General features: G+C 36.0%; 19 protein-coding genes. 13 read left to right on the top strand and 6 right to left on the bottom strand.

The window, feature by feature from the left end; translation table 11 throughout:
* Window positions 1–28 precede the first annotated feature (28 nt).
* From KCG35_RS18080 to upp, 10 genes are all read left to right on the top strand, one after another.
* Window positions 29–2,266 carry a glycoside hydrolase gene (locus KCG35_RS18080; RefSeq protein WP_215821205.1) on the top strand — a complete coding sequence of 746 codons (2,238 nt, stop codon included), beginning with the start codon at window positions 29–31 and terminating at the stop codon, window positions 2,264–2,266.
* 166 nt (window positions 2,267–2,432) lie between these two features.
* Window positions 2,433–2,906 (top strand): LabA-like NYN domain-containing protein, encoded by a 474-nt coding sequence (locus KCG35_RS18075; protein WP_215821204.1) that lies wholly within the window; start codon window positions 2,433–2,435, stop codon window positions 2,904–2,906.
* Window positions 2,907–4,376: 1,470 nt separating this feature from the next.
* Complete coding sequence (locus KCG35_RS18070; protein WP_215821203.1) at window positions 4,377–8,381, top strand: amino acid adenylation domain-containing protein; 4,005 nt, start codon at window positions 4,377–4,379, stop codon at window positions 8,379–8,381.
* A gap of 13 nt (window positions 8,382–8,394) precedes the next feature.
* A complete protein-coding gene (locus tag KCG35_RS18065) occupies window positions 8,395–8,619 on the top strand; it encodes a tautomerase family protein (protein ID WP_215821202.1) in 225 nt (74 codons plus the stop codon).
* A 21-nt stretch (window positions 8,620–8,640) separates the two neighbouring features.
* Window positions 8,641–9,594, top strand: a complete 954-nt coding sequence (locus KCG35_RS18060) for a pseudouridine-5'-phosphate glycosidase (RefSeq protein WP_215821201.1) — start codon at window positions 8,641–8,643, stop codon at window positions 9,592–9,594.
* 39 nt (window positions 9,595–9,633) lie between these two features.
* On the top strand, window positions 9,634–10,332 hold the full coding sequence (locus KCG35_RS18055) for an HAD family hydrolase (protein WP_215821200.1): 699 nt from the start codon (window positions 9,634–9,636) through the stop codon (window positions 10,330–10,332).
* Window positions 10,329–10,799: a DMT family transporter gene (locus tag KCG35_RS18050; RefSeq protein WP_215821199.1), complete on the top strand. Its 471-nt coding sequence runs from the start codon at window positions 10,329–10,331 to the stop codon at window positions 10,797–10,799. Before KCG35_RS18055 ends, KCG35_RS18050 begins: the two co-directional genes overlap by 4 nt.
* A 6-nt stretch (window positions 10,800–10,805) precedes the next feature.
* Window positions 10,806–11,258, top strand: a complete 453-nt coding sequence (locus KCG35_RS18045; RefSeq protein WP_255561999.1) for a DMT family transporter — start codon at window positions 10,806–10,808, stop codon at window positions 11,256–11,258.
* Window positions 11,251–12,453: a questin oxidase family protein gene (locus KCG35_RS18040; protein ID WP_215821197.1), complete on the top strand. Its 1,203-nt coding sequence runs from the start codon at window positions 11,251–11,253 to the stop codon at window positions 12,451–12,453. The genes KCG35_RS18045 and KCG35_RS18040 overlap by 8 nt, the downstream gene beginning before the upstream one ends.
* 21 nt (window positions 12,454–12,474) lie before the next feature.
* Complete coding sequence (gene upp, locus KCG35_RS18035; protein ID WP_215821196.1) at window positions 12,475–13,155, top strand: uracil phosphoribosyltransferase; 681 nt, start codon at window positions 12,475–12,477, stop codon at window positions 13,153–13,155.
* A 110-nt stretch (window positions 13,156–13,265) separates the two neighbouring features.
* On the opposite strand, the gene KCG35_RS18030 is transcribed toward upp, so the two are convergent.
* From KCG35_RS18030 to KCG35_RS18010, 5 genes are all read right to left on the bottom strand, one after another.
* Window positions 13,266–13,658 (bottom strand): hypothetical protein, encoded by a 393-nt coding sequence (locus KCG35_RS18030; protein ID WP_215821195.1) that lies wholly within the window; start codon window positions 13,656–13,658, stop codon window positions 13,266–13,268.
* A 230-nt stretch (window positions 13,659–13,888) separates the two neighbouring features.
* Complete coding sequence (locus tag KCG35_RS18025) at window positions 13,889–14,206, bottom strand: hypothetical protein (protein ID WP_215821194.1); 318 nt, start codon at window positions 14,204–14,206, stop codon at window positions 13,889–13,891.
* Between the two features lie 12 nt (window positions 14,207–14,218).
* A complete protein-coding gene (locus tag KCG35_RS18020; protein ID WP_215821193.1) occupies window positions 14,219–14,671 on the bottom strand; it encodes a hypothetical protein in 453 nt (150 codons plus the stop codon).
* Between the two features lie 115 nt (window positions 14,672–14,786).
* Window positions 14,787–15,002 (bottom strand): hypothetical protein, encoded by a 216-nt coding sequence (locus tag KCG35_RS18015; RefSeq protein WP_215821192.1) that lies wholly within the window; start codon window positions 15,000–15,002, stop codon window positions 14,787–14,789.
* A 58-nt stretch (window positions 15,003–15,060) separates the two neighbouring features.
* A complete protein-coding gene (locus KCG35_RS18010) occupies window positions 15,061–17,388 on the bottom strand; it encodes a methyl-accepting chemotaxis protein (RefSeq protein ID WP_215821191.1) in 2,328 nt (775 codons plus the stop codon).
* A 303-nt stretch (window positions 17,389–17,691) separates the two neighbouring features.
* On the opposite strand from KCG35_RS18010, the gene ovoA reads away from it, so the two are divergent.
* The 3 genes from ovoA to KCG35_RS17995 are packed head-to-tail and all read left to right on the top strand — an operon-like array spanning window position 17,692 to window position 21,689.
* A complete protein-coding gene (gene ovoA, locus KCG35_RS18005) occupies window positions 17,692–19,845 on the top strand; it encodes a 5-histidylcysteine sulfoxide synthase (RefSeq protein ID WP_215821190.1) in 2,154 nt (717 codons plus the stop codon).
* 5 nt (window positions 19,846–19,850) lie between these two features.
* Window positions 19,851–20,579, top strand: coding sequence for an ABC transporter substrate-binding protein (locus KCG35_RS18000; RefSeq protein WP_215821189.1), 729 nt, complete (start codon window positions 19,851–19,853; stop codon window positions 20,577–20,579).
* Between the two features lie 39 nt (window positions 20,580–20,618).
* Window positions 20,619–21,689, top strand: a complete 1,071-nt coding sequence (locus KCG35_RS17995; RefSeq protein ID WP_215821188.1) for a Rieske 2Fe-2S domain-containing protein — start codon at window positions 20,619–20,621, stop codon at window positions 21,687–21,689.
* A gap of 11 nt (window positions 21,690–21,700) precedes the next feature.
* Here the strand turns inward: KCG35_RS17995 and KCG35_RS17990 are convergent.
* The coding region (locus KCG35_RS17990; RefSeq protein WP_215821187.1) for an ABC transporter substrate-binding protein at window positions 21,701–22,597 on the bottom strand (897 nt) is incomplete at its 5' end.

The following is a 22,597-nucleotide window of genomic DNA, read 5'->3' as shown; positions in this document are numbered from 1 at the left end:
TCCAGCTAAGTGTTTTACTGGAGGTAGCATGCGTAAACAACTGCAAATCTTATTTAATGTAATATGGCTATCAGCTTGTAGCAACAGTTACGCTATAACCCTGCAAAGTCAACAATGGCAAGTCGATATTGAACCCTCTACCCTTGCTATGACATCAACCTATAATATGAAATCACTCATACTCTCCAATGGCGGAACGCTGAATGATAGTAAAACTATTTCATCTCAGCCAGTGGCAATCACACAACAAACGTCTAACCAACTTGAGTGGCAATGGCCAAAACAAAAGTTAACGTTCCTGGCAAAGCTTAATGGTACTAATCTTCAATTTACAATACATAGTGATCAACCACAGTCATTAACCTGGTTACAACAACCACAAACTAATGTGAATGCATTAATCCTACCGCTTGGTGAAGGAAGCTATATTCCACTTAATAATACAACATGGCAAAAATACCTGATTAATGAACTCCAAACCGTTAACACAACTCAAGACCTCAAGCTTCCACTATGGAGTCAACAATTCAATAATTTACAGATGAACTGGGTGCTCAATAATCCCTTTAATAATCAAATAACATTCAGCCAGCAGAGTAAGAACCTTACTTTAACTGCAACACATAAGTTCACAGCCTTAAATTTACACGAGCCTGTTGATGTCACGATCAACTTGGATACTCAAAAAAATGTAATTTCAGGTGCTAAGGTCTACCGTTCATACCTAAAGACAAAAAAACAATTTGTTAACCTCACGCACCGCCTAAAAAATGTTAATTATGGTGATAAAATTATTGGTGCCAGTCACTTTTATGTTTGGGGCATGCCTTTATTTTCCTACTATGATGTTAAGAATTGGCCCGGCTTGATTTCTTGGCTGAAAAGTAGACCAGGTAAAGATTTTATTAATAAACTGCAGTCCAAAGAGCAGCGTTTAGCATTACAAAAAGTTAAACAGAACCTCCCTCAATGGGAAAAGAAATGGCTTGCTCATACACTGAACAGTGCATTTATAGCTTCCATTCCACAGTCTGACAACAAAATTAACACACAGGTTAAACACGCTAATGCAACTATTGCATTGGTGAAAGAAAAAATTGGACCATTTTTAAATGATAAAAAAGATTGGGGCGATGGCTTGTCCAATAGACTACTTGCTCGCCTACAAAAGGTTGGTATAAAAAGAGCCTGGCTTGGTCTTGACGATTGGCGAGTAGGATTTTACCACCCAGAAGCAGTACAAAAAGCTAAAGAAATTGGCTATCTAGTAGGTGCTTATGATTCATATAATACAGCACTCCCTCTCAGTGAATCCAATGGTAGCTGGATGTCATCTGAAATGGGGGAGGGAATTTTCAATAAATGCGGAATCATACAGGCAGATGGTAAATGGAAAACAGGATTTAAACAAAGAGGTCGTTATACTAACCCATCTTGCTTAACTGATTACTATAAAAACCGGGTAAGTCAAATCTTACAATATGCTAAATATAACAGCTATTTTCTTGATGTAGATGCTACAGGTATGGTATTTGAAGATTATCACCCAGAACATACCATGACAGAAAAGCTCATGGCATTATCAAGAGAAGCGCGTTTACAGTGGTTCAGCAACCATTTTCGGTTACCACTTGGTTCTGAGGATGGTAATGCTGTAACTCATCGAGGTATTATCTTTGCACATGGATTGCAAACGCCTGTTTTTGGTTGGGGAAACCAGTCAATGTTTAAAAATAAACAATCTAACTACTATTTAGGTAACTGGTGGCCTGATAACCAACCCAGCCTCTTCTTTAAACAGGCAGATATATTACCAAAATATAGAACCACTGTTTTTGACCCCAGATTTAAAGTACCTTTGTACCAGACAGTCTTTCACGATGCTGTAATCACCACACATCACTGGTATTACGATAACTTTAAGTTTCCTACCTTACGCCCTCAAAGGGAGTTATTTTCTTTATTATACGCAGTTCCTCCGCTTTATCACATAAACTATGAGGTGCTTAATCAACGATTACCTACTATTAAACAGTTTGATCAGGCATTTTCACCACTACATCAACAGTTGGCAACTCAAGCCGTGAAGCAATTTTTATTTTTAAATGAGGAAAGAACGGTTCATTACATTCAATATGAAGATAACAGCGAAGTATGGGCAAACTTTTCTAATAAGTCTTGGTCCCAACAAAAAGTCAACATTCCAGCACAGTCAATGGTCGCAACCTTAGCGAATGGCCAGATTGTTAAGTACCAAGCCCAGTAAGCAAAATAATATATACCCTTTACGAAGGGTATATATTACCATCATCAGCCAATCCACCTTGACAATCTAACAGGAATATCTAAAGAGTATCGTTGTTATTTCATAAAATATATCTACAATAATTATACTTGCTTATTTCTAAGGCATTATGCGGAAGAATCATACAATGGAAAATGTCTCTATTTTTGTAGATGTACAAAATATATACTATACAACCAGACAAGCCTATAACAGAAACTTTGACTATAATCAGTTTTGGGCATCGGTCACATCACACAGGCATGTAGTCAAAGCAATCGCCTATGCTATTGATCGAGGTGATGAAAAGCAAAAGCAGTTTCAAAATATTCTCAAAGCGATTGGTTTCGAAGTGAAGCTTAAACCTTTTATTCAAAGACGTGATGGTTCAGCCAAAGGCGATTGGGATGTAGGCATCACACTAGACGTTATGGAGTATGCTTCAAAATCGGATGTTGTCGTACTTGCTACAGGTGATGGTGATTTTGATTTGCTCGTCAACAAAGTAAAGAAAGACTTCCACATCCCAGTAGAAGTCTATGGCGTTCCACAGCTCACAGCACGTTCGTTAACTGATGCTGCTTCACTTTTTATCCCTATTGATAAACAGCATTTGTTATAAGGTCCCACAAAGGCTTTCTATTCTAAACCCAACATTAGTAAACATTGATATACTGTTTAGTTTTCTTAGTAAATACTACTTTAATGTATTTCTAAATATATAAGCACCTCATATATATGCATAACTATTCGTATCACTAGAAATAATTCATGGCTAACAGCAGTTATGCAGAAAACTCATTATTAGTTAGTTAACAACATTCCTTTTCTTTACCTATTTATAGACTAATAGAAAGCAACAAAAAAAATATTTTACTACCTTATAAATATTAAAATGTAAATTATACTTTAGTCTATTTTTCCAAAATAAATAGTTTATGCAGTTTAAGTTATCGCTAAACTAAGAAGTTAGGGAAGTAACCCAATGGGTTAAGGTTATAATTATATTAGGATAATATATTCGTAAAACTTATCAAACCTACTAATTTTATATGCATTAAAATTCAAACATATTTATTAATTTTTTAGCTTGCATATAAAACAGTTGATGTGGTACCATTTTTAAAATCTGTGCATAAGGGCTTTAATGTTTAACCATATTCAAAATTTTTATGGCATTTACTCTATAAAGTCGTCTTTTTAATGGAATTTTGTTTCTTGCTACAGTCATAAATAACTAAGCGTATACTTATGAGAAGTTTTATAAGGAAAACCATCTTTCATCTAATATAAATAGGCTTTAAGTGCATCTCTGAAAGCAACTCTTTAGGAGACAAATACCTAGTAAGGAATGACGCAAGAAGTATCCTGTGGTAATATTTTAGAGATCCCTAATAAAGCCTGTAAGACGGCATCAGTGCATAGTGCATTTCTATTTGCCATTAAGTTGTAGGACCAATATTAAGTAACTCGGCAAAGTGAAACAATACAAACCCAACAAAAAGTAGTTTAACGTATTTTCTATAAACAAGAAGTATCTATCAATATGACGTTTATAAAATATACTTCACAATCTACTAAAGTACAGATTTTGACACCAAGTATGCTAGATACTTCTATCTGTGAGTATCTAATATTTAAATTTTGCGTTAATAAATACGACAAACTTAGTATTTTCTTTTTTTAAAATTATTTTATTAAAGCTATACCCAAAACGAAGGGTTTTTAGGGACGGCCATCAAGCGATGAAGCCCCAAGAGCTTATATTAATAAGTAACTGGGGTGAAGAGCGCTGATAGCAAACCCTAAAAATGATTTGTGAAGGATATATTTTTAAAAAATCGACTTGTTGAACTCATATATTCATAGAGAAGTTTATATATGTAACAGCCAATACAGCTTAGCTTAGCGTAACTAATCAGAAAATTTAAATTTTAAAAACTTTTTCTATTAGAATATTAACATAGATTTTTTACTATTAACTGTTGAATTACACGAAAGGACTCGTAAATATGTATTTTATAGCTAAACAACAACTTAGTAAGTGTGAATATAGCACTCAACATTTAACCTTATTAAAACTTATACCAAAATGAATTTAAAAAAAGAAAATAGCTTTAAGAATATTAATACCACACCCGTCCTTCCTGGCACAAAAGTACCTAATAATTCATCAAATATTGTTGAGAAAGAGCAAACAAATGTAAAATGTCTGCCTGACCTACTTATGGAGCAGGTATTAGCACAGCCAGATGAAGTTGCTGTAGTCTATGATGATAAAAGCTTAAGCTTTCGGACTCTTGCAGAAAAAAGTTCAAATTTAGCTGTTTATTTACAACATACAGGTGTCATGGTTGACGATTGTATTGGTCTCTATGTTGAACCTTCCTTTGATCTGATGATAGGCGCATGGGGTATTCTATTTTCAGGTAGTGCTTATTTACCGTTATCACCAGAGTATCCTGTTGACCGTTTACGCTATATGATAGAGGATGCTCGTCTTAAAGTTATTTTTACTCAACAAAAACTAAAAGATAGCTTATTAAAAATAGCTCCTCCAGATATCAAAATTATAACCCTTGAAGATGCAGTCGCTTTTACAGATGCATATCGAATAACAAATATCTACAACCGTTGTGTTTATTTACGCCCACATAATTTAGCATATATTATTTATACATCAGGTAGCACAGGTAACCCCAAAGGAGTAATGATTGAACATCATAGCATCGTAAATCAAATGCTCTGGTTACGCCATAGCTATGAACTAACTAAAAAAAGTATTGTTCTGCAGAAAACTCCAATGAGTTTCGATGCTGCTCAATGGGAAATTCTAGCTCCTTGTTGTGGTAGCCAAGTCGTTATGGGAAAACCGGGAGTCTACCGTGACCCAGATGAGCTGATTAAAATGATTATTCAACATAATGTAACTACCTTACAATGTGTGCCAACTCTGCTTCAAGCATTGCTTAATAATGATGACTATCAAAATTGTTACTCACTAAAACAAATTTTTAGTGGTGGTGAAGCTCTTTCAGAAAAACTAGCATTAGAATGTATTCAAGTACTACCACACTGTACATTAACCAACCTATATGGCCCCACCGAATGCACAATTAATGCATCCTCCTATACAGTTGATTCGGATAAATTAATTGAGCATATTGAAACTGATAAATCAAAAGCTATTCCCATTGGGAATCCTGTTCATAATACAGAGTTTTACATTTTAAATAGCCAGCTATCACTTACCGTAGAAGGAGAAATAGGTGAGCTTTATATCAGTGGAAACCAACTCGCTCGTGGTTATCTTTATCGACCAGACTTAACATCTGAGAAGTTCATCAATAATCCTTTTTGTCAAAATAGTCAGCATAGTAAATTATATCGAACAGGGGATTTAGCTTACTGGAATGCTGACGGTTCAGTTCAATTTTCAGGTCGTGTTGACAATCAAGTAAAGCTAAGGGGATTTCGAGTTGAACTTGATGAAATCAAACTTGCTATTGAAACACATTCTTGGGTGCAAAATGCTGCAGTTTTCATAAAGAATGATTCTCGTACTGGTTTTCAAAACCTTATTGCCTGCCTAGAGCTAAACTCCCGTGAGGCAGCATTAATGGATCAAGGAAATCACAGTATTCACCACCTATCTAAAAAGAATAAGTTGCAGGTTAAAGCGCAGCTTTCTAACCCAGGTTGCAAAACTCAGCAAGAGTTAAAAGACAAAAAATGTATAGAATTATCAGGTAAAAATGCTACACCAAATCAACGTCAGCTTGCTTTTTCACGAAAAACCTATCGTTTTTTTGAAGGCGGAAGTGTAAGCAAAGATGACATAATTCAGTTACTTAGTTCGCCTAACAATAGTATTGAAACTAATGTGCGTTGTATTAGCACCCTAAGTTTCAATGAATTAAGTGAAATTTTGAGAAATTTTGGACAATATCATAGTCACGAACGTCTTTTACCAAAATATGCCTATGCTTCTCCAGGTGCACTATATGCAACACAAATGTATTTAGAGCTGCACAATATTGGAGGGCTAAAATCTGGTTATTACTATTATCACCCAGTAAATCACCAGTTAGTACTTATTAAAGAAATCAAGCAAAAAGCAACTGCTTATATCAATATCCACTTTATAGGTAAAAAAAGTGCTATTGAGCCTGTTTATAAAAATAATATATTAGAAGTATTAGAAATGGAAACAGGCCATATGCTTGGGCTATTTGATGCTGCTCTCTCTCAGTATCAATTAGTGATAAATAATGCTGCTTATAGTCCTTCAGTTAAGGACAAACTAGAATGTGACATCAACGATTACTATCTAGGTTCTTTTGAAGTTTCTAATTCTACAAATTCTTTTGTAGTCGAAAACTTAGATATTTTTGTACAATCACATGAAGACAAGGTAACGGGATTGCCTGCAGGACTTTACCATTATAAGCAAAACCATTTACAACAAGCCTATTTAGAAAAAGTTGCTGACGATATAATTCTGAAAAAACATGTCATTGCTATAAACCAACAAGTTTATGAGCGAGCTAGCTTTGGTATATGCCTTATTTGTCGGCAAAATAATGATTGGAATAGTTATATTCAACTAGGACGAAAACTACAACAACTTCAAATGAATGATCTTCACCTTGGCTTTATGTCATCAGGTTATAGTTCTAAAACAGGTAACGATTTACCTGCTGCCAAACGAATAACTTCAATTCTTAATTCTCTTGGAGATGCTTCAGGACCATCATATTTCTTTATAGGTGGCCGTATCAGCCCCGAACAACGTAATAGTGAAGGTATGAAAGAAGATGCTATTCATACTATGGGTCCAGCAGAAATTCTTAAAGATGATCTTGCTAAGCGACTTCCAGATTACATGATGCCCAATAGAATCATAGTAATGGATACTCTTCCACAAACAGCCAATGGAAAAATTGATTATAAAACACTTGAGAAATCAAACCAAACCAATATTGAGTCGCTTGAACGCCCTGTTATCTTTCCCAGAACTCTAACAGAAGAGGCAATCGCTTCAATTTGGAAAAAAGCCTTGCGCTGGGATACCGTATCTATACAAGACGATTTTTTTGAATCAGGTGGAAACTCGCTGATTGGCGTGCAAATTATTAATAAAATTAACAAAGAGCTTAACTGTACACTTCCCCTACAAATATTATTTGAAGCCTCAACCATTGAAAAGCTAGCAAAACATATAAATTGTGAAGATAAAAAGCCAATTTCTCGCTTTGCATGCTTATCTGAAAAGGGAGATAACAGCCCAATATTCTGCTGGCCAGGTCTGGGAGGATATCCCATGAGCTTAAGATCCCTTGCCAATCATATAAAAGTTGGACGACCTTTTTACGGTGTACAAGCTTATGGCATCAATTCAGGTGAAGTACCTTTCACTACTATTAAAGATATGGCTGAAGAAGACATCAAATCAATAAAAAAATTACAGCCGTCAGGTCCCTATACTCTATGGGGCTACTCATTTGGTGCACGTGTTGCTTTTGAGGTCGCTCACCAGTTAGAAAAAAGTGGAGAGTGTGTCGAAAACCTTTTCCTCATTGCTCCAGGCTCCCCCAACGTTCAAACTCGTGACACCGATGGTATCACTAACCAGCCCGTTCAATGTGAACAAACTATAGTTCGTGATCATTCAATATACAATAATAAAATATTTGTAACTATATTACTCTCGGTTTTTTCACAAAGTACCACTGGACCAATATTGGATGAATGCTTAGAAGTTGTTAAAAATGAAGAGCATTTTATTTCTTTTATTTGTTCAAAATATAAACATCTTGATTTAGAGCTAGTAAAAAAAATTACTGAAATTGTACGTCTTACTTATGATTTCAAATACACATTTAATGAGCTGAAAGAGCGTCAAATTAGAGCACCACTCACAATTTTTAAAGCAAAAGGAGATGACTACTCCTTTATTGAAAATAGTAATGGTTACTCTTTGAGCCCTCCAACTGTTATTAATCTTGAAGCTGATCATTACGCCTTATTAAAAGAACCTGAACTCCATGAATTAGTTAATACGATCAAACACAGGTTAACCACTGATAAGAACTAAATAGGTGAACATTATGCCGCATGTAAATATTAAGTACTTTCCAGTAATTTTGAGTGAAGCTCAAAAGGATGAACTTGTTTCAGAAATATCAAACGCAGTCCAAAAAGCTCTTAATTGTGATCCTGGCGTAATTTCTATTGCACTAGAACCTACTCAACAAGATGTTTGGAATGAGCAAGTGTATATTCCAGAAATTGAGCAAAAGAAAGATTTGCTTTGCAAAAAGCCAAACTATTAATTGTTCATATTAGGAGTTATTGTGATTAAAAATTACAAAGGTATTACACTTGTTTATAGTGATGAAGTAGAAGATGCTCTCAATACACAAAAACCTGTTGTTGCTTTGGAGTCAAATGTAATAACTCACGGATTAGCCTATCCAGACAACATAGCGACCGCTCAAAAGGTTGAAGCAGCTGTTAGGTTGGGAGGTTCAGTACCAGCAACTATTGGTATTGATGAAGGCCGTATCCTGATAGGGATGACTGATGCGAATATGGAGCGTTTTGCCTCAACGGCAAAAATTCCTAAAGTCAGTAGTCGAGATCTCCCTATTATTTTAGCTCAAAAAGGAATGGGTGCGACCACGGTTGCATCCTCATTAGTAGCCGCGGAGATTGCAGGAATACCTTTTTTTGCTTCAGCAGGAATAGGGGGCGTACATCGTGGTGCAGAAAAAACGATGGATATTTCTTCAGACTTAATACAGTTCACTCGTTCAAAAGTTGCTGTGATTTGTGCTGGAGCCAAAAATATTTTAGACCTCAACTTAACCATGGAGTTTTTAGAAACCCATTGTGTGCCCATAATATCTTATCAATTCAATGACTTTCCTGCATTCTACTGTCGTACAAGTGGAATTCGTAGTCCACATCGTTTAGATGATGAAGCAGATATTGCACGCGCTATTGAGTTACACTGGGCGCTTGGCAATCACAGCTCAATCCTTGTAACCAGCCCCACTAAAAAGGAAGATGCCATTGATAGTCAAGAAGTTAATACAGCTATCGATCAAGCTATCTTTAGTGCAAAAAAAGATGCTATTAGTGGGAATGCATTAACAAAATATATAATGCATGCAGTAGATAAAGTCACTAGTGGAAAGTCTGCTAAAGCTAATATGGCTGCGCTTATTAATACCGCAGGAGTTGCTGGTCGTCTTGCTGCAGCTCATGCTCTCCATCGTCAAGAAGTAGCCACACAAACAACCTGATAAACAACATCATAAATGATAATACTACGATAAAACACTATGACAAAAAATGCGGTTATCTTTGATTTAGATGGTACTCTAATTGATACACCTAGAGCTATTATTGAAACGTTTACTCAAACCTTTTTAACTTTGGGACAAGCTGCCCAAAAAGCTGAGGATATTCGAGCAACCATTGGATTACCTTTAGAAAAAGCTTTTAGCAATTTGCTAAATGTACCTCTGGATGACGAACTTGTTATACAGTGTATAAAGCAATACCAGCTTCTCTTTAAAGAAATTATTTTACCTAAAGCCAAAACACTCCTATTTCCTGGCGTTGAAACTGGTTTAAATGTACTTAGTGATCAAGGGCTAGCGCTAGCCATAGCAACAAGTAAGTTCTATACCAGTGCTGACTTATTATTGAAAGCAGCTGGACTACGTGATTACTTTAGTGTTGTCGTTGGAGCTGACCAAGTAAGTTGCCCCAAACCAAATCCAGAATCGGGCTATTTAACCTTAAAAAAACTAGGTAATACATCTGTAGACAATACCATTATGGTAGGAGACACTACTCACGATCTTCAAATGGCAAATTCTGCGGGTATGAGATCTATTGCAGTAACATACGGAATTCACAACTTATCAGTACTTAAATCATCTAATCCTACTTGGATAGCCGACACTTTTGCAGATGTAGTTAACGCTATTGCTGAGGCATTTCAACTTAAACAAATCGAGGCCGTAATACTGTGATTGATCGTTTAAAAGATTGGTTATTAGCTATTGCTGGAGGCGTTCTACTTGCGCTGATGATTGAATATAACAGTCTCCTAGCAAAACATACTACTCCATATATTGCTTCTTGGGTAGCACATGGCATGGGGGCAATTGTCGCACTCGCACTTGTTTTTCTAACAATGATGTTATTAAGTCGAAAGCAAATTAAAAACAATGTGACAAACACTTCCAAGCTACCTCTTTGGTTTTACATGGGAGGTATTCCTGGTGCCTTCACCGTGGTGCTAGCTGCTATTGCTATCAATGGCAGTCTTTCATTATCAGAAGCCATTGCATTAATGCTTGTTGGTCAAATTATTTTCGGTATGATTTCAGACCATTTTGGGCTTTTTCTTGTGTTAAAACGCCGTATCGTTTTAAAAGATTTCCTGGTAGTCACATGTGTTCTTGCCGGAAGTGCAATGATAATCTTTGGGAGGTAAAACAGATTGATTCTCTTTATATTTTTAGCACTTTTAAACGGAATGCTAATTGGATCTAGCCGGGCAATTAATGGCCAATTGAGCGCTAAAATTGGTCCATTTAAAGCATCTCTTTGGAATCATATTATTGGTTTCTTATTTCTTACACTCATTTTAGTAATAATGGGGCAATGGCAAGTAGATAACCCATCAGAAATTCCTTTTTCAGCCTATCTCGGAGGATTCTTTGGTGCATTGTTTGTAGCTGTCAGTAGCTATGTTTTTCCTCGCTTAGGTGCAATGAATGCAGCAATTCTCGTCATTAGTGGACAAATGATTTCAGCTGTTTTTATTGACTGGCAGAATACTGGCTCCATACCTAGTTTATTACGCTGTTTAGGTGTCATCGTTGTGTTATTAGGAATCTATATATCCAGACTACCTAGCACACCTAAAAATAAGGAAGTAGCCAATGACTAACGATAGATCTATTATCAACGAGCTTTTAAATGATAAAGCCTACCATATAGAATTTAATGGACATCTCACAAATCATGTCAAGCATGCAGTTGTCGCACTTGCGGGAATGAATATTCCTGCTCAAAAAATAAAAGATTATTACGAAAATTATGCTAAATTAACAACCTATGGTTTTGGCCTTGAACCAGCCAGATCATCAACATATGTGATTACTGAAGAAAACTGGGAAAATTTCTTAGGACAAAGAACCAGTTTTTCCGCTTACTGTGAGTTTTTTAATCAACAAGAAAAAAAGTTAGGTCTAGATACTGTTCTTAAAAACTATATGCCTAAACTACTTCCAGGTTGGGCTGGAGCTTTTACTCATGCAACTATTCATCTAGGTTGGGCTCTTGATATAGGGAATCGCTGGATGTCTATTGAAGGTTTAGCGTATATGGCATATACCTATGTTTCCTGTAACTCTCAACGAGCTCTCATCAATCGTGATCAATATCTCAACGAAATGCCGTTCGATTCTTTATTCCGAATTACAGGTTACTGGAATGATCATTATGTAAAACTATCTGACTGGGTAGAAACACTTGTTTCAGACACAGATTCAGATAAAGTAGCAGGTATACATCCAGAACTTATTAGATCAGGCCTTCAGTATCGTATTGCAAAACTTCTTAAAGTAGGCCACCCATTAATTTATGATCTTCCAGCCTGGCTTGAATGCAAAGATACTTCAGTGATATGGAATCAACTGTATTATACTGTTTCACTTTTGTACTTAGCCAAACCTGGTGATTTTGTTTTGCTCCATCTTATCACCTCACTACATGCGATGGAGAAAATTGCACAACATTTGCCAACAAACCAAACCAAAGATGTTATTAAGTGCTATTGGGTTGGTTTATTGTGTATTTTATTTTCCCGTGCAGACTTTCCAAAACAAGCAAAACTTGAATCCCTGCATCATACATTTAATAAAGCTAAGGATGATGTTGATAATTTAGTATTAAAAGAAGTTTGGGAACAAACGATAGCACGTTCAGTAGAAGAGGAAGAGGAGCACAACCCTAAACTTGTTTATGTCTTGCAATTGATGTGGAAAAGAACTGAAGGGAAATCCATTTACCGTGCAGCTGCAGGTCAATTTACCACTACACCTGAGCTTCCTCCCTCTTTTGAAACGCCCCCTACAGAATAAATAAGCAGTTAGGAATATATAATGTCAAATTCAATAACATATGACATAGAGAGCTATATAAACAAAAATGTGCATGTACTTCCTCAGACCAATCAGTTACGAGCATTACATACAATAATTAGAAATCGTCACGTTGCACGTGAAGACTTTGTTTTTTACTCAAGTCGAATTATTCGTTTATTAATTGAAACAGGACTCAATTTGTTACCTTTCGAGCCTCTTGATGTAAAAACACCTGTCGGTAATACTTATAATGGCTTACGTTTTGCCACAAAACTATGTGGTGTTCCTATTATAAGAGCAGGTGAAAGCATGGAGTCTGAGCTACGAGCAGTTTGTCCATCAATTCGCATTGGTAAAATACTCATACAACGGGACAAGGTAACTAAACTACCACATTATTATTATTCAAATTTACCTGAAGATATTCACAAACGACACATTCTAATGCTTGAGCCAATGCTCGCAACGGGAGGAAGTGCAAAAGCGGCCATTCAACTTTTATTAGATAAAGGTGCACAAGAAGATAAAATTATTTTTATAAATTTTCTTACTGTTCCGGAGGGTATCCATGCTGTTTGTAGTAAATATCCAAAAATTAAAATTGTTACATCATCTATTGAAGAAAAACTGAATAAAAATGCCTTTATGGTACCTGGAATTGGTGACTTTGGTGACCGCTATTTTGGAACTGTAAACTAAGCATTTTTTAACTATAATAAAAATTTGTTGTGTAACAGGCCTTTTAAATTTAGGGCCTGTCACTAAGTTTACTATCCTATTAATGTTAGATAGTTCAGCAACCTATCATACTAATGAGATTCAATTTTTACTGAATATAACATAGGCTTTTGACCTGGCCTATGAAAAATTGCACTCGTTGGACAGCGTCCGAATTTGGTATCTCCAAAGTACCACTCCACATAAAGATCAATTCCTGCACGACCTATGGTAATAGCTCTGTAGCGTGGGTTAGAGCATCCTATTGATAAATTTTGTCCATAATGAACCTCACAATTATTTTTTGATACATACCCTTCCTGGGTGCTAGTCGTATAATTACAAGTACTTAATGTTCTACAGGATAACTTCCAATTTCCCTGGCAAGTTTTACCCCCAGAATTATTATCAATCTCACTCGAAGCCATGGCTGTTAACACCAACAATAGGTTAACAAAAAAAGCCATCAGTATTTTTTTTAACATTTTCAATCCTTTTTTACCATTAAATAGTATTAATCCTTAAAGCCTACAAACACTTCAAGTTACGATCAATCACTCAAAGTAAAATTCAGTTTGTACAATAAATTTCACTAAGTCAATTTAGTTAAAAAAGCATACAAACTAACATTCAATGATAAACCTTACTAATTCATTAAAAAATTACTCAATATTTCACATATCAACAGCAAATGTATTGTTATTTATTAATACAGCTATATTTTAATATTATAGACTGGCTTTCCATCAATAACGGGTTTACAAATTGATCTATATCGCTTATCAATAACAAGCTTTACCATACCATCATAATCTTCATCAACAGTATACATATCATCTATATCTAGTTTAATATCACTATTGGCTATTTGCATATTTCTCCAATACTTGTCAACTTTATATTTTTGGCTATTTACAAGTTTCAAATCTCGCAACTCTAATGACTTATATAAATAGTAAGAAGATCCAATTTTCCCTATAGGCTTATCATTAAAATAAATAACTTCTTGACCATTATTTGCTGATAATTCCATAATACTGTTAGCCTAATCAACTTCTGAGTGATAAAAGCCATCATTAGGATTCCATGAAAACATTCCTTTTGAGATATATTTATGAAAATATTTATTTGCAAAACTCTCATCACTACCTGTGGCAACATATGATTCAATCTCACCAACCACATGTTCATCATTTTTGGGCATAAACGCTAATCGTATACTTTTATTACTTTTCTTTTCTACCCAAACGTTAAGACTACCTTCATCAATAGAGCCATTAGATATATTTTTAACATCATATACTTTGCGCTCAATACCAGAAAGCATGAAAGTTTTAACATAAAGCTCTAAACTGTCTTTTGCATTTAAATCATTTCCAGCCGCTTTAAAATACTTGACATTTACCTCATTATTCTTGGCTACCACCCTATCATTTAAATAAAATAACACCTCACCTTCATTCAACTTAATAGCATATTTTCTTTTGTTTAACTTCAAGCATGAAATATTAAATATTGAAAAACCTCCTTAAAACTTAACAAATCTACTATCATCATGATAAAATGACAGTGACCCTTTAAAAGCTTTAGCATAGTTTTTATCACTAAAATAATCATTCCCTATTTTTTTTCTTACCTAACTTAATTTCAACAAACAAATCTCTTTTTAAGGTAGCCTGATCTCCTGGGATAGTAAGTCTTGGCATTACTAGGCTTTGTATACGATATACTTTTTCAGTTTCAGCTGATGCACTACTTACAAAAGAGTTTAAAGCTAGAAAAACAAATATACAACATAGCAATCTATAATCATTATGCAAATAAATCATATTAACTCTACATAAAAACACATAACTATAGAGAAGCACTCTTAGTGAGGTTTTATATCTATACCTTAAATTCTTTTACCAATGTCTCCAGTTTACCTGCTAAATTTTCAACATTTTTTCCTGTTTCCAGGTTTTTATTAGCTTCAGCTGCAGTACTTTTCGAAATATCACTAATTTTAACAATGCTCCCATTTATACTATCTGACGCTATTTGTTGTTGTTCTGCCGCTGCCGCAATGTGAGTATTCATTTCATTGATTTCTGATACTGCTTCACTAATTTGTGATAAAGCATCATTTAAACGAACAACTTGTTCTTTGTTGCCTCCAACTCTTTCAGCAGAACGCTTCATTAAAGAGACAGCTTCCTGAGATCCAGCCTGTAGGCTTTGAATCATTTGTTGAATTTCAAGTGTTGCATCCTGAGTACGTTGAGCTAAAGTCCTCACTTCATCGGCAACTACAGCAAAACCTCTACCTTGCTCTCCAGCTCGCGCTGCCTCTATCGCAGCATTTAACGCCAATAAATTTGTTTGCTCAGCAATACTACGAATAACGTCTAATACAGCGCCAACCTTCTCACTATCAGTAGCAACGTTATTCATCGTATGTTCTGTTTCTGCGACTTCTTCAACAAGAGTCTCTGATGAGTGTGATGTTTCATTAGCTACCTGAATACCTTCGCCACAAAGTTTATTAGCACGTTCAGTGGACTCTGCAGCAGAGCCAGCATTTTGAGCCACTGATTGAGCTGTGGCATTCATTTCAGTAGATGCTGTTGCAACTTGTTGAGACTCTGTTTGCTGTAGCATTACACCTTCTGCCGTACTTGCACTTAACTGAGCCATTTGTTTTGCAGAGTCTTTTAATTCAACAACCGTTGCCATAATATGCCGCACAGTATGATTGAATTTCTCTAACATACCATTGATGGCATGCGCTATTCTTCCCACTTCATCTTGTACCTCAAGCTCAATAGTTTTACTAAGGTCAGAGCTTTGCTGAATCGTCAATATCGATTCTTCAAGTTTAGTTATTGGCTTAGTGAAGAATTTTGAAACAAACATACTGAATAAATAAGCCAGTATGGCAAAAACCAGCATACATACAATGCTTACTTTCAAAATAAACGAGCGCAATTCATCAGCAGGTGCAAAGGCTTCATCTTCATCAATTTCACTCATAATGGCCCAGTTCAATCCTGCTATATCTAATGGGGCATATGCTGAGAGTACGTTAACATTTCGATAATCTGGAAAAATTTGAAACGCCGTTTCCCCGGCAATAGCCGCATGAGTTCCTTCTGTTTTCACAGGCTGTAAGCCAATAGTTGTCTTCTTTGATAAAATAGTACTAATAAGAGACTGTTCTATACCCAGGGATTCTAATGCTGCTTCATAACCTGAAGGGTCTTCAAGCAAAAAACGACTCAAGCTACGCATGGTATAATCAGGGCCTACAAGATACGTTTCGCCTGATTTCCCTAACCCTGCCTCTACCCATTGCTGGTTATACGTCATAATTGTATTGATTCGATCAATAGGCATCTGAAATATCAGAACTCCTATACGTTGGCTTCCCTCAAATATTGGCGTTGCAATAAAAGCTGCAGGGTCTTCATAAGAAGGGGTATAACTTGCAAAGTCAGTTAGATATACTGTTTTTTGAGTTGCATTAACGACTTGCTTAAATGCTTCACCAATACCAGAGTTTGCATAAGGGCCGTTTTTTAGCGAGGTAGAAAAATCCAACTCTTTAAACACGGTGTACACAATATCCCCAGTATCTGGATCAACCAAAAATATGTCATAGTATTCAAATCGTTGTAAAAAATCCCTTATATGAGGATGAAACTTTGCGTGAATTTTTGCATACGTTGTATTATTTTCCAACTCTACCAGTTTATCTTTTTCTCCCAAAGGATTTGGATTTGACTGAATAAATGCATTTTGAAGGGCGATTGAGTCTTCATCTAAATTATTCAACAATTGGTTAACATTTGCCTTTTTTCCATTATTTCTATTCCCATATTCATTATTATAATCACTCGTATAATATTGACTTAAGGAGTCTTTTAATGTACTTGCATCTAAAATTTCAGCTTCACTTCTATAAGCCTTAAATGCTTCGTTAAAATCTCTCATTGCATTAATGATCATACGATCATTTGAGAAACTTAAAACTTGATTACGAATAGTATTGAAATAATCTTCAATTTGCTGTTTTTTTATTGCTCTAATTGATATAAGTTGATCTCGAGCCTGTTCTTCCATTGTTTTTCGTGCTGTTTTATAACTCTCTGAACCAAGTACCAGCGCTAACACTACGAGAGGAATGAGTGCAACACATAGCAATATGAACGTTAGTTTTATACGAATACTTTTCATTATTAATTATCAACTGTATGCAAGATCCTTTGGGTTATTTAATTCCTCAAGCCATAGTTTTATTATATGCTGATTACACTCCTTTTCTATTTATATTACTACCCTAAAAATATATTACCAAATCAGTATTAAATATTTGCATATTTCCTTCTTGAATCGTCACTCTCTTTCTTATCAAAATTTATTTATTTTGTTTATCCCTACTAGCAGATAGACTACTTCTTAAAGCATATTAATTTTAAGTATGCTTTATTCGAATATGCTTATCTCAAATTGAGAAATCATACTCTAAGGGACTAGGTTATGCTTTCAACACAGATTCTAGAAAAACCCAATATTCAAGATAATTTCATCCTCACTAAAACAATTACTCTAAATGGAACAAACCTTTCAGAAAAAAGAAAAGAATTACTAAACTATTTCCATGACACTTTTTCTCTTTATGAAAGTATTTTTGATTGTTTAATAAGTGATAATGTATTTTACAAGCGCCCTAACCCTCTTCGTCATCCATTAATCTTCTATTATGGCCATACGGCAGTATTCTTTATCAATAAGCTCAATGTGGCAGGGTTGATTTCGACACGTATTGATCCCAAGTTAGAGTCAATGCTAGCAATTGGTGTTGATGAAATGTCTTGGGATGATCTTCATGATGATCACTATGACTGGCCAACACCAAGCCAAGTAAAAGATTACAGAGAAAAAACTCGTGCACTCGTTGATCAGTTTATTCGAACAACAGATTTCTCATTACCTATTGACTGGCAAAATCCTATGTGGATTATCTTAATGGGAATTGAACATGAGCGTATACATTTAGAAACAACATCTGTACTGATTAGAGAGTTACCTATTCAATGCGTTAAACCTCACCCTGTATGGAGTAACATCTGTTTAACCAGTAATAATCCTCCTACCAATGCACTACTCCCCGTGAAAGGTGGCCCTATCACCTTGGGCAAGTCAAAGAATAATCCACTCTATGGCTGGGATAACGAGTATGGGGCATATCCTACCCAAGTAGAGGACTTTAAAGCCAGTAAGTATCTTGTTTCAAATAAAGAGTTTTTTGATTTTGTCAATGCAAATGGATATAGCCAAGAAAAGTTTTGGGATAAAGAAGGTTGGCAATGGGTTCAGTCACGTGAGCACAAACTCCCAACTTACTGGCTTAAGGTGGGTAATAACTTTAAATACCGGACCATGCTCGAAATTATCGACATGCCTTGGGATTGGCCTGTTGATGTGAATCATTACGAAGCAAAAGCATTCTGCAATTGGAAATCTGCTGTCTTAGAAAAAAATATACGTCTACCCACCGAAGCCGAATGGTATACCCTGCGTAAATTAGTAGATACAGATCAGCCTTACTGGGATAATGCACCAGGCAACATTAATTTAGAATATGAAATGTCCGCTTGTCCTGTAAACCGCCATGCCTTTGCTAATGGATTCTATGACATAATTGGCAATGTCTGGCAATGGACGGAAACGCCCATTGATTGCTATGAGGGGTTTACAGTACACCCGGCTTACGATGATTTTTCAACCCCGACATTTGACGGTAAACACTTTGTATTTAAGGGGGGCTGCTGGATTTCAACAGGCAATTATGCCATTAAAGACTCTCGTTACGCATTTCGGCGTCATTTCTTTCAGCATGCTGGACTCCGCTATGTGGAAGCGGCACCATTGCCTACACATCATTTAAATATTTATGAAACTGATTCTATCGTTTCTCAGTATATCGAATTCCATTATGGCGAAACGTATTTTAATGTCCCCAATTTTCCAGTCATTTGTGCTCAACACTGCAAAAAAATTATGGAAGGCCGGCCAAAACGTCGAGCACTCGATATTGGGTGTGCTGCAGGCCGTGCGAGTTTTGAGCTGGCAACAGTCTTTGATCATGTAGATGCAGTTGATTTTTCAGCACGAATTATACAAGCCCCCACCAATTTACAGGAACATGGATGTCAACGTTATACCATTCAAGAAGAAGGCGAACTCGTTACCTATAAAGAAGTACGTCTGGATGAGTTTGGCTATCATGAAATCAAAGATCGAGTTACCTTTTTACAAGGAGACGCCTGTAATCTTGCAGCTAAATTTACCAATTATGACCTTGTTTTTGCTGGAAACTTAATAGATCGGTTATATGAACCAGCCAAATTCTTAAACCTGATTAAAGACCGTATTTGTCCAGGAGGACTATTGGTTATCACATCACCTTATACCTGGCTTACTGAATTTACAAAGCGTGAATATTGGCTAGGCGGTTTCAAAGCTAACACAGGAGAATCATATACCACATTAGATAGCTTACGAGACCATTTAACGCCTGATTTTTACCTACTACAGAAACCTATTGAGATACCTTTTGTTATTCGTGAGACAAAACGTAAATATCAACATACTTTAGCTGAAATGTCTGTGTGGAAAAAAAAGGATTGAATACCATGCAAACTATTACTTCATCATTGAAGCTAGTAACACCCGGCGTGCTTACTATAGGGACAATCGAACAAGTAAAACCAATGGCTTATCAGGATAATGAAGGAAACTGGAAAGGCTTTGAAGTAGACATTCTTAGGTTCATTGCCGAACATATGAGGCTTGCAATACAGTTTATTCCTTTTCCTTTTGACCATATTTGGTTACGTCCCAAACAGGGTGAGTGTGATATAGCATCAGCCGTTCTTACCATACTTCCTGAACGTGTTACTGAAGGCGCAGCTTTTTCACGCCCTATTTTTGAGTTTGGCCAATCTTTACTTATTCGCACAAGTGACTCACATTATTTTCATACATTACAGGATTTAGCTAATAAAAAAATTGGTGCCGTTAAAGATACGATGGGTGAAGCTTACTTGCGAGAATATGCCTCTAATAATTCACAGATTATATGTTATAAGCGAACTGATGATGTTTTAAGTGCTCTTCGTAATCATGAAATTGACGCTTTTGCTCGCGGAGAACCTTGCAATGGTTATATCGCTCGTCAGTATGTTGAGTTCGATATAATCGACATTCAACCATGTCACGAAAAAGTAGGCTTTGCAGTATCGCAAGAAAATAATGTCTTACTTAACATCATCAATACTGAATTAAAAAACATGAGCGAAAACAGTATATTACGTAAGCTAAGAAAATTTTGGAAAGCTTATAATATTCATCTACTTTATTAAAAAACATAAAATGAAGGCTATTTGCCAAGGAGATACCCCATGCTTGTTGCATCACAGCCTGCACTTAGACATTTTTTTTATCCTGTCTGCCCTATTAGTAAGCTAAAACAAGGGCCAGTCGAATTTACCTTACTAAATCAGTCACTCGTACTTTGGTTAGATCAAAATAATCAACCTGTAGCAACAGAAAATCGTTGTTGTCATCGCTGGGCAAAGTTAACCAAAGGTAAAGTTATTGATGGTGTTATTCACTGCCCCTATCATGGTTGGGCTTTTGCCAATACTGGGCAATGTATTAAGATTCCCCAGCACCCTGAAAGGCCTATTCCAGCAACCTATTGTTTAAAAACGTTTAAATGCCTACAACGATATGACTACGCTTGGGTTGCACTTGAAGATCCTCTGATGCCTATACCAGAAGTGCCGGAGTTTGAATCAGACGCTTATAGGGTTATTCATTTAGAAAACCGACCTTGGCACTGCAGTGCACTGGTAGCATTAGAAAATATTTTTGACACGGCACATCATCACTTTGTACACCAATATTTGGGCGATAAAATAAACCCCAAACCTATTCCTCCAACACTATTAGAAAACACTCCCTACGGAATGCATTTTAAGTCAGACATGTATAATTATGGGAATAATTTACAATATAAAGCATGGAATATTGATGATGATGAAATGGTACTAAAGCGTGACTTTCATTGGTATATGCCTTTCCTCGTTAAAATGACTTTAACGCTGCCTAATAATCTTAAAAATGTAACACTGCTATCATTTACCCCCATGACTGACTCAAGCTTACAGTGGATTAATTTAGTCATGCGTAATGATACAGAAGAGAATGTTAAAGCCAGTGATGTTATTCAACTTGGAATGACAATTAGTTATGAAGATCAAGAAATATTAGAAACGGTAGCGCCTGATGTTCCATTAGATATTCATGAACAATGCCATATCGAATCGGATCGCCCCTCAATATTAATACGAAAGCGCTTTTCTGCTTTACTTGCAGATTTAGGTGATAGCGAGCAAAGAACATATGATACGCTAAATAAGCCTGAAGGACAGAATACATCACAGAAGACAAAACTAAATGTTTATTAATTCATGCTAGCTTAGTCTTTACAAGAAAACCTAAGCCACTCTCGCCAAAGTGGTTCATTTTCCTTAAACCAACGCTCAGCCGCCTGTTGGTGTGATAGTTTTTCAACATCAACCCTGTATGAGAGCGTTGAAAATTGCTGCCCTGTCAACTCAATACGTTTGATTAATTGAACAGCACAAGGGTGCTCTTGTTTAAGTCCAATCCAAGCAATTTTTTTAAGCCAGCCATGCTTTGGATTACCACAGTCGTAGGTTGAATATGGGTTTACGCCCCAACCTGGGTCTATTTCACACTTCGAATCATACTCAGGAAACTCAATAAATTTTCCTTTATACTTTAACTCTACCCAGTTTGGCGTCCAGTTAAATAACACTATCGGCTTTTCTTTTTGATATGCATTTTCTAACTCAATCCATAATTCATCTCCATGACTGACTCTGACAAGATTAAAATTTAAGCCCAAAGCTATAATCCTATCTGAGTCTGGTTTTTCCCAAGGTCCTCCTAAATAAAGCCCTCGTTGTTCGTCATTTCCTTTAGCAAAAATATGAGCACATTTTTTCAAAGCATGCCAGTCAGGAAGACCTGGACAAAATTTTTCAACATATTCAGGGTACCACCAGTCTTCTCGCGTCGTTGCTTGATGATTACCCAGGTCAAGAATGCTATGGCTTTCCATTAAATATAAATATTCCTCCTCCATGGTGCCCTGCCATACTTCCATTTGGACATGCACCGTCCCATTGCCAATCTTATACCATTGAGCGCTTGTGGGCATATTAACATACTCAACCTGGTATCCTCGGTTTTCTAATAATTCTCCAGTAATTATGGATAGCACAATTTGTGTCGTCCAATCATTCGTTATTATTTTTATTGGGGCGTTACTAGCGCACACAGTTGCTAG

Source organism: Zooshikella harenae (assembly GCF_018837975.1).
GTDB classification, from domain to species: Bacteria; Pseudomonadota; Gammaproteobacteria; order Pseudomonadales; family Zooshikellaceae; genus Zooshikella; species Zooshikella harenae.
Note: the sequence above shows the minus strand (reverse complement) of the source record. Positions and strands in the feature narration are given on the sequence as shown.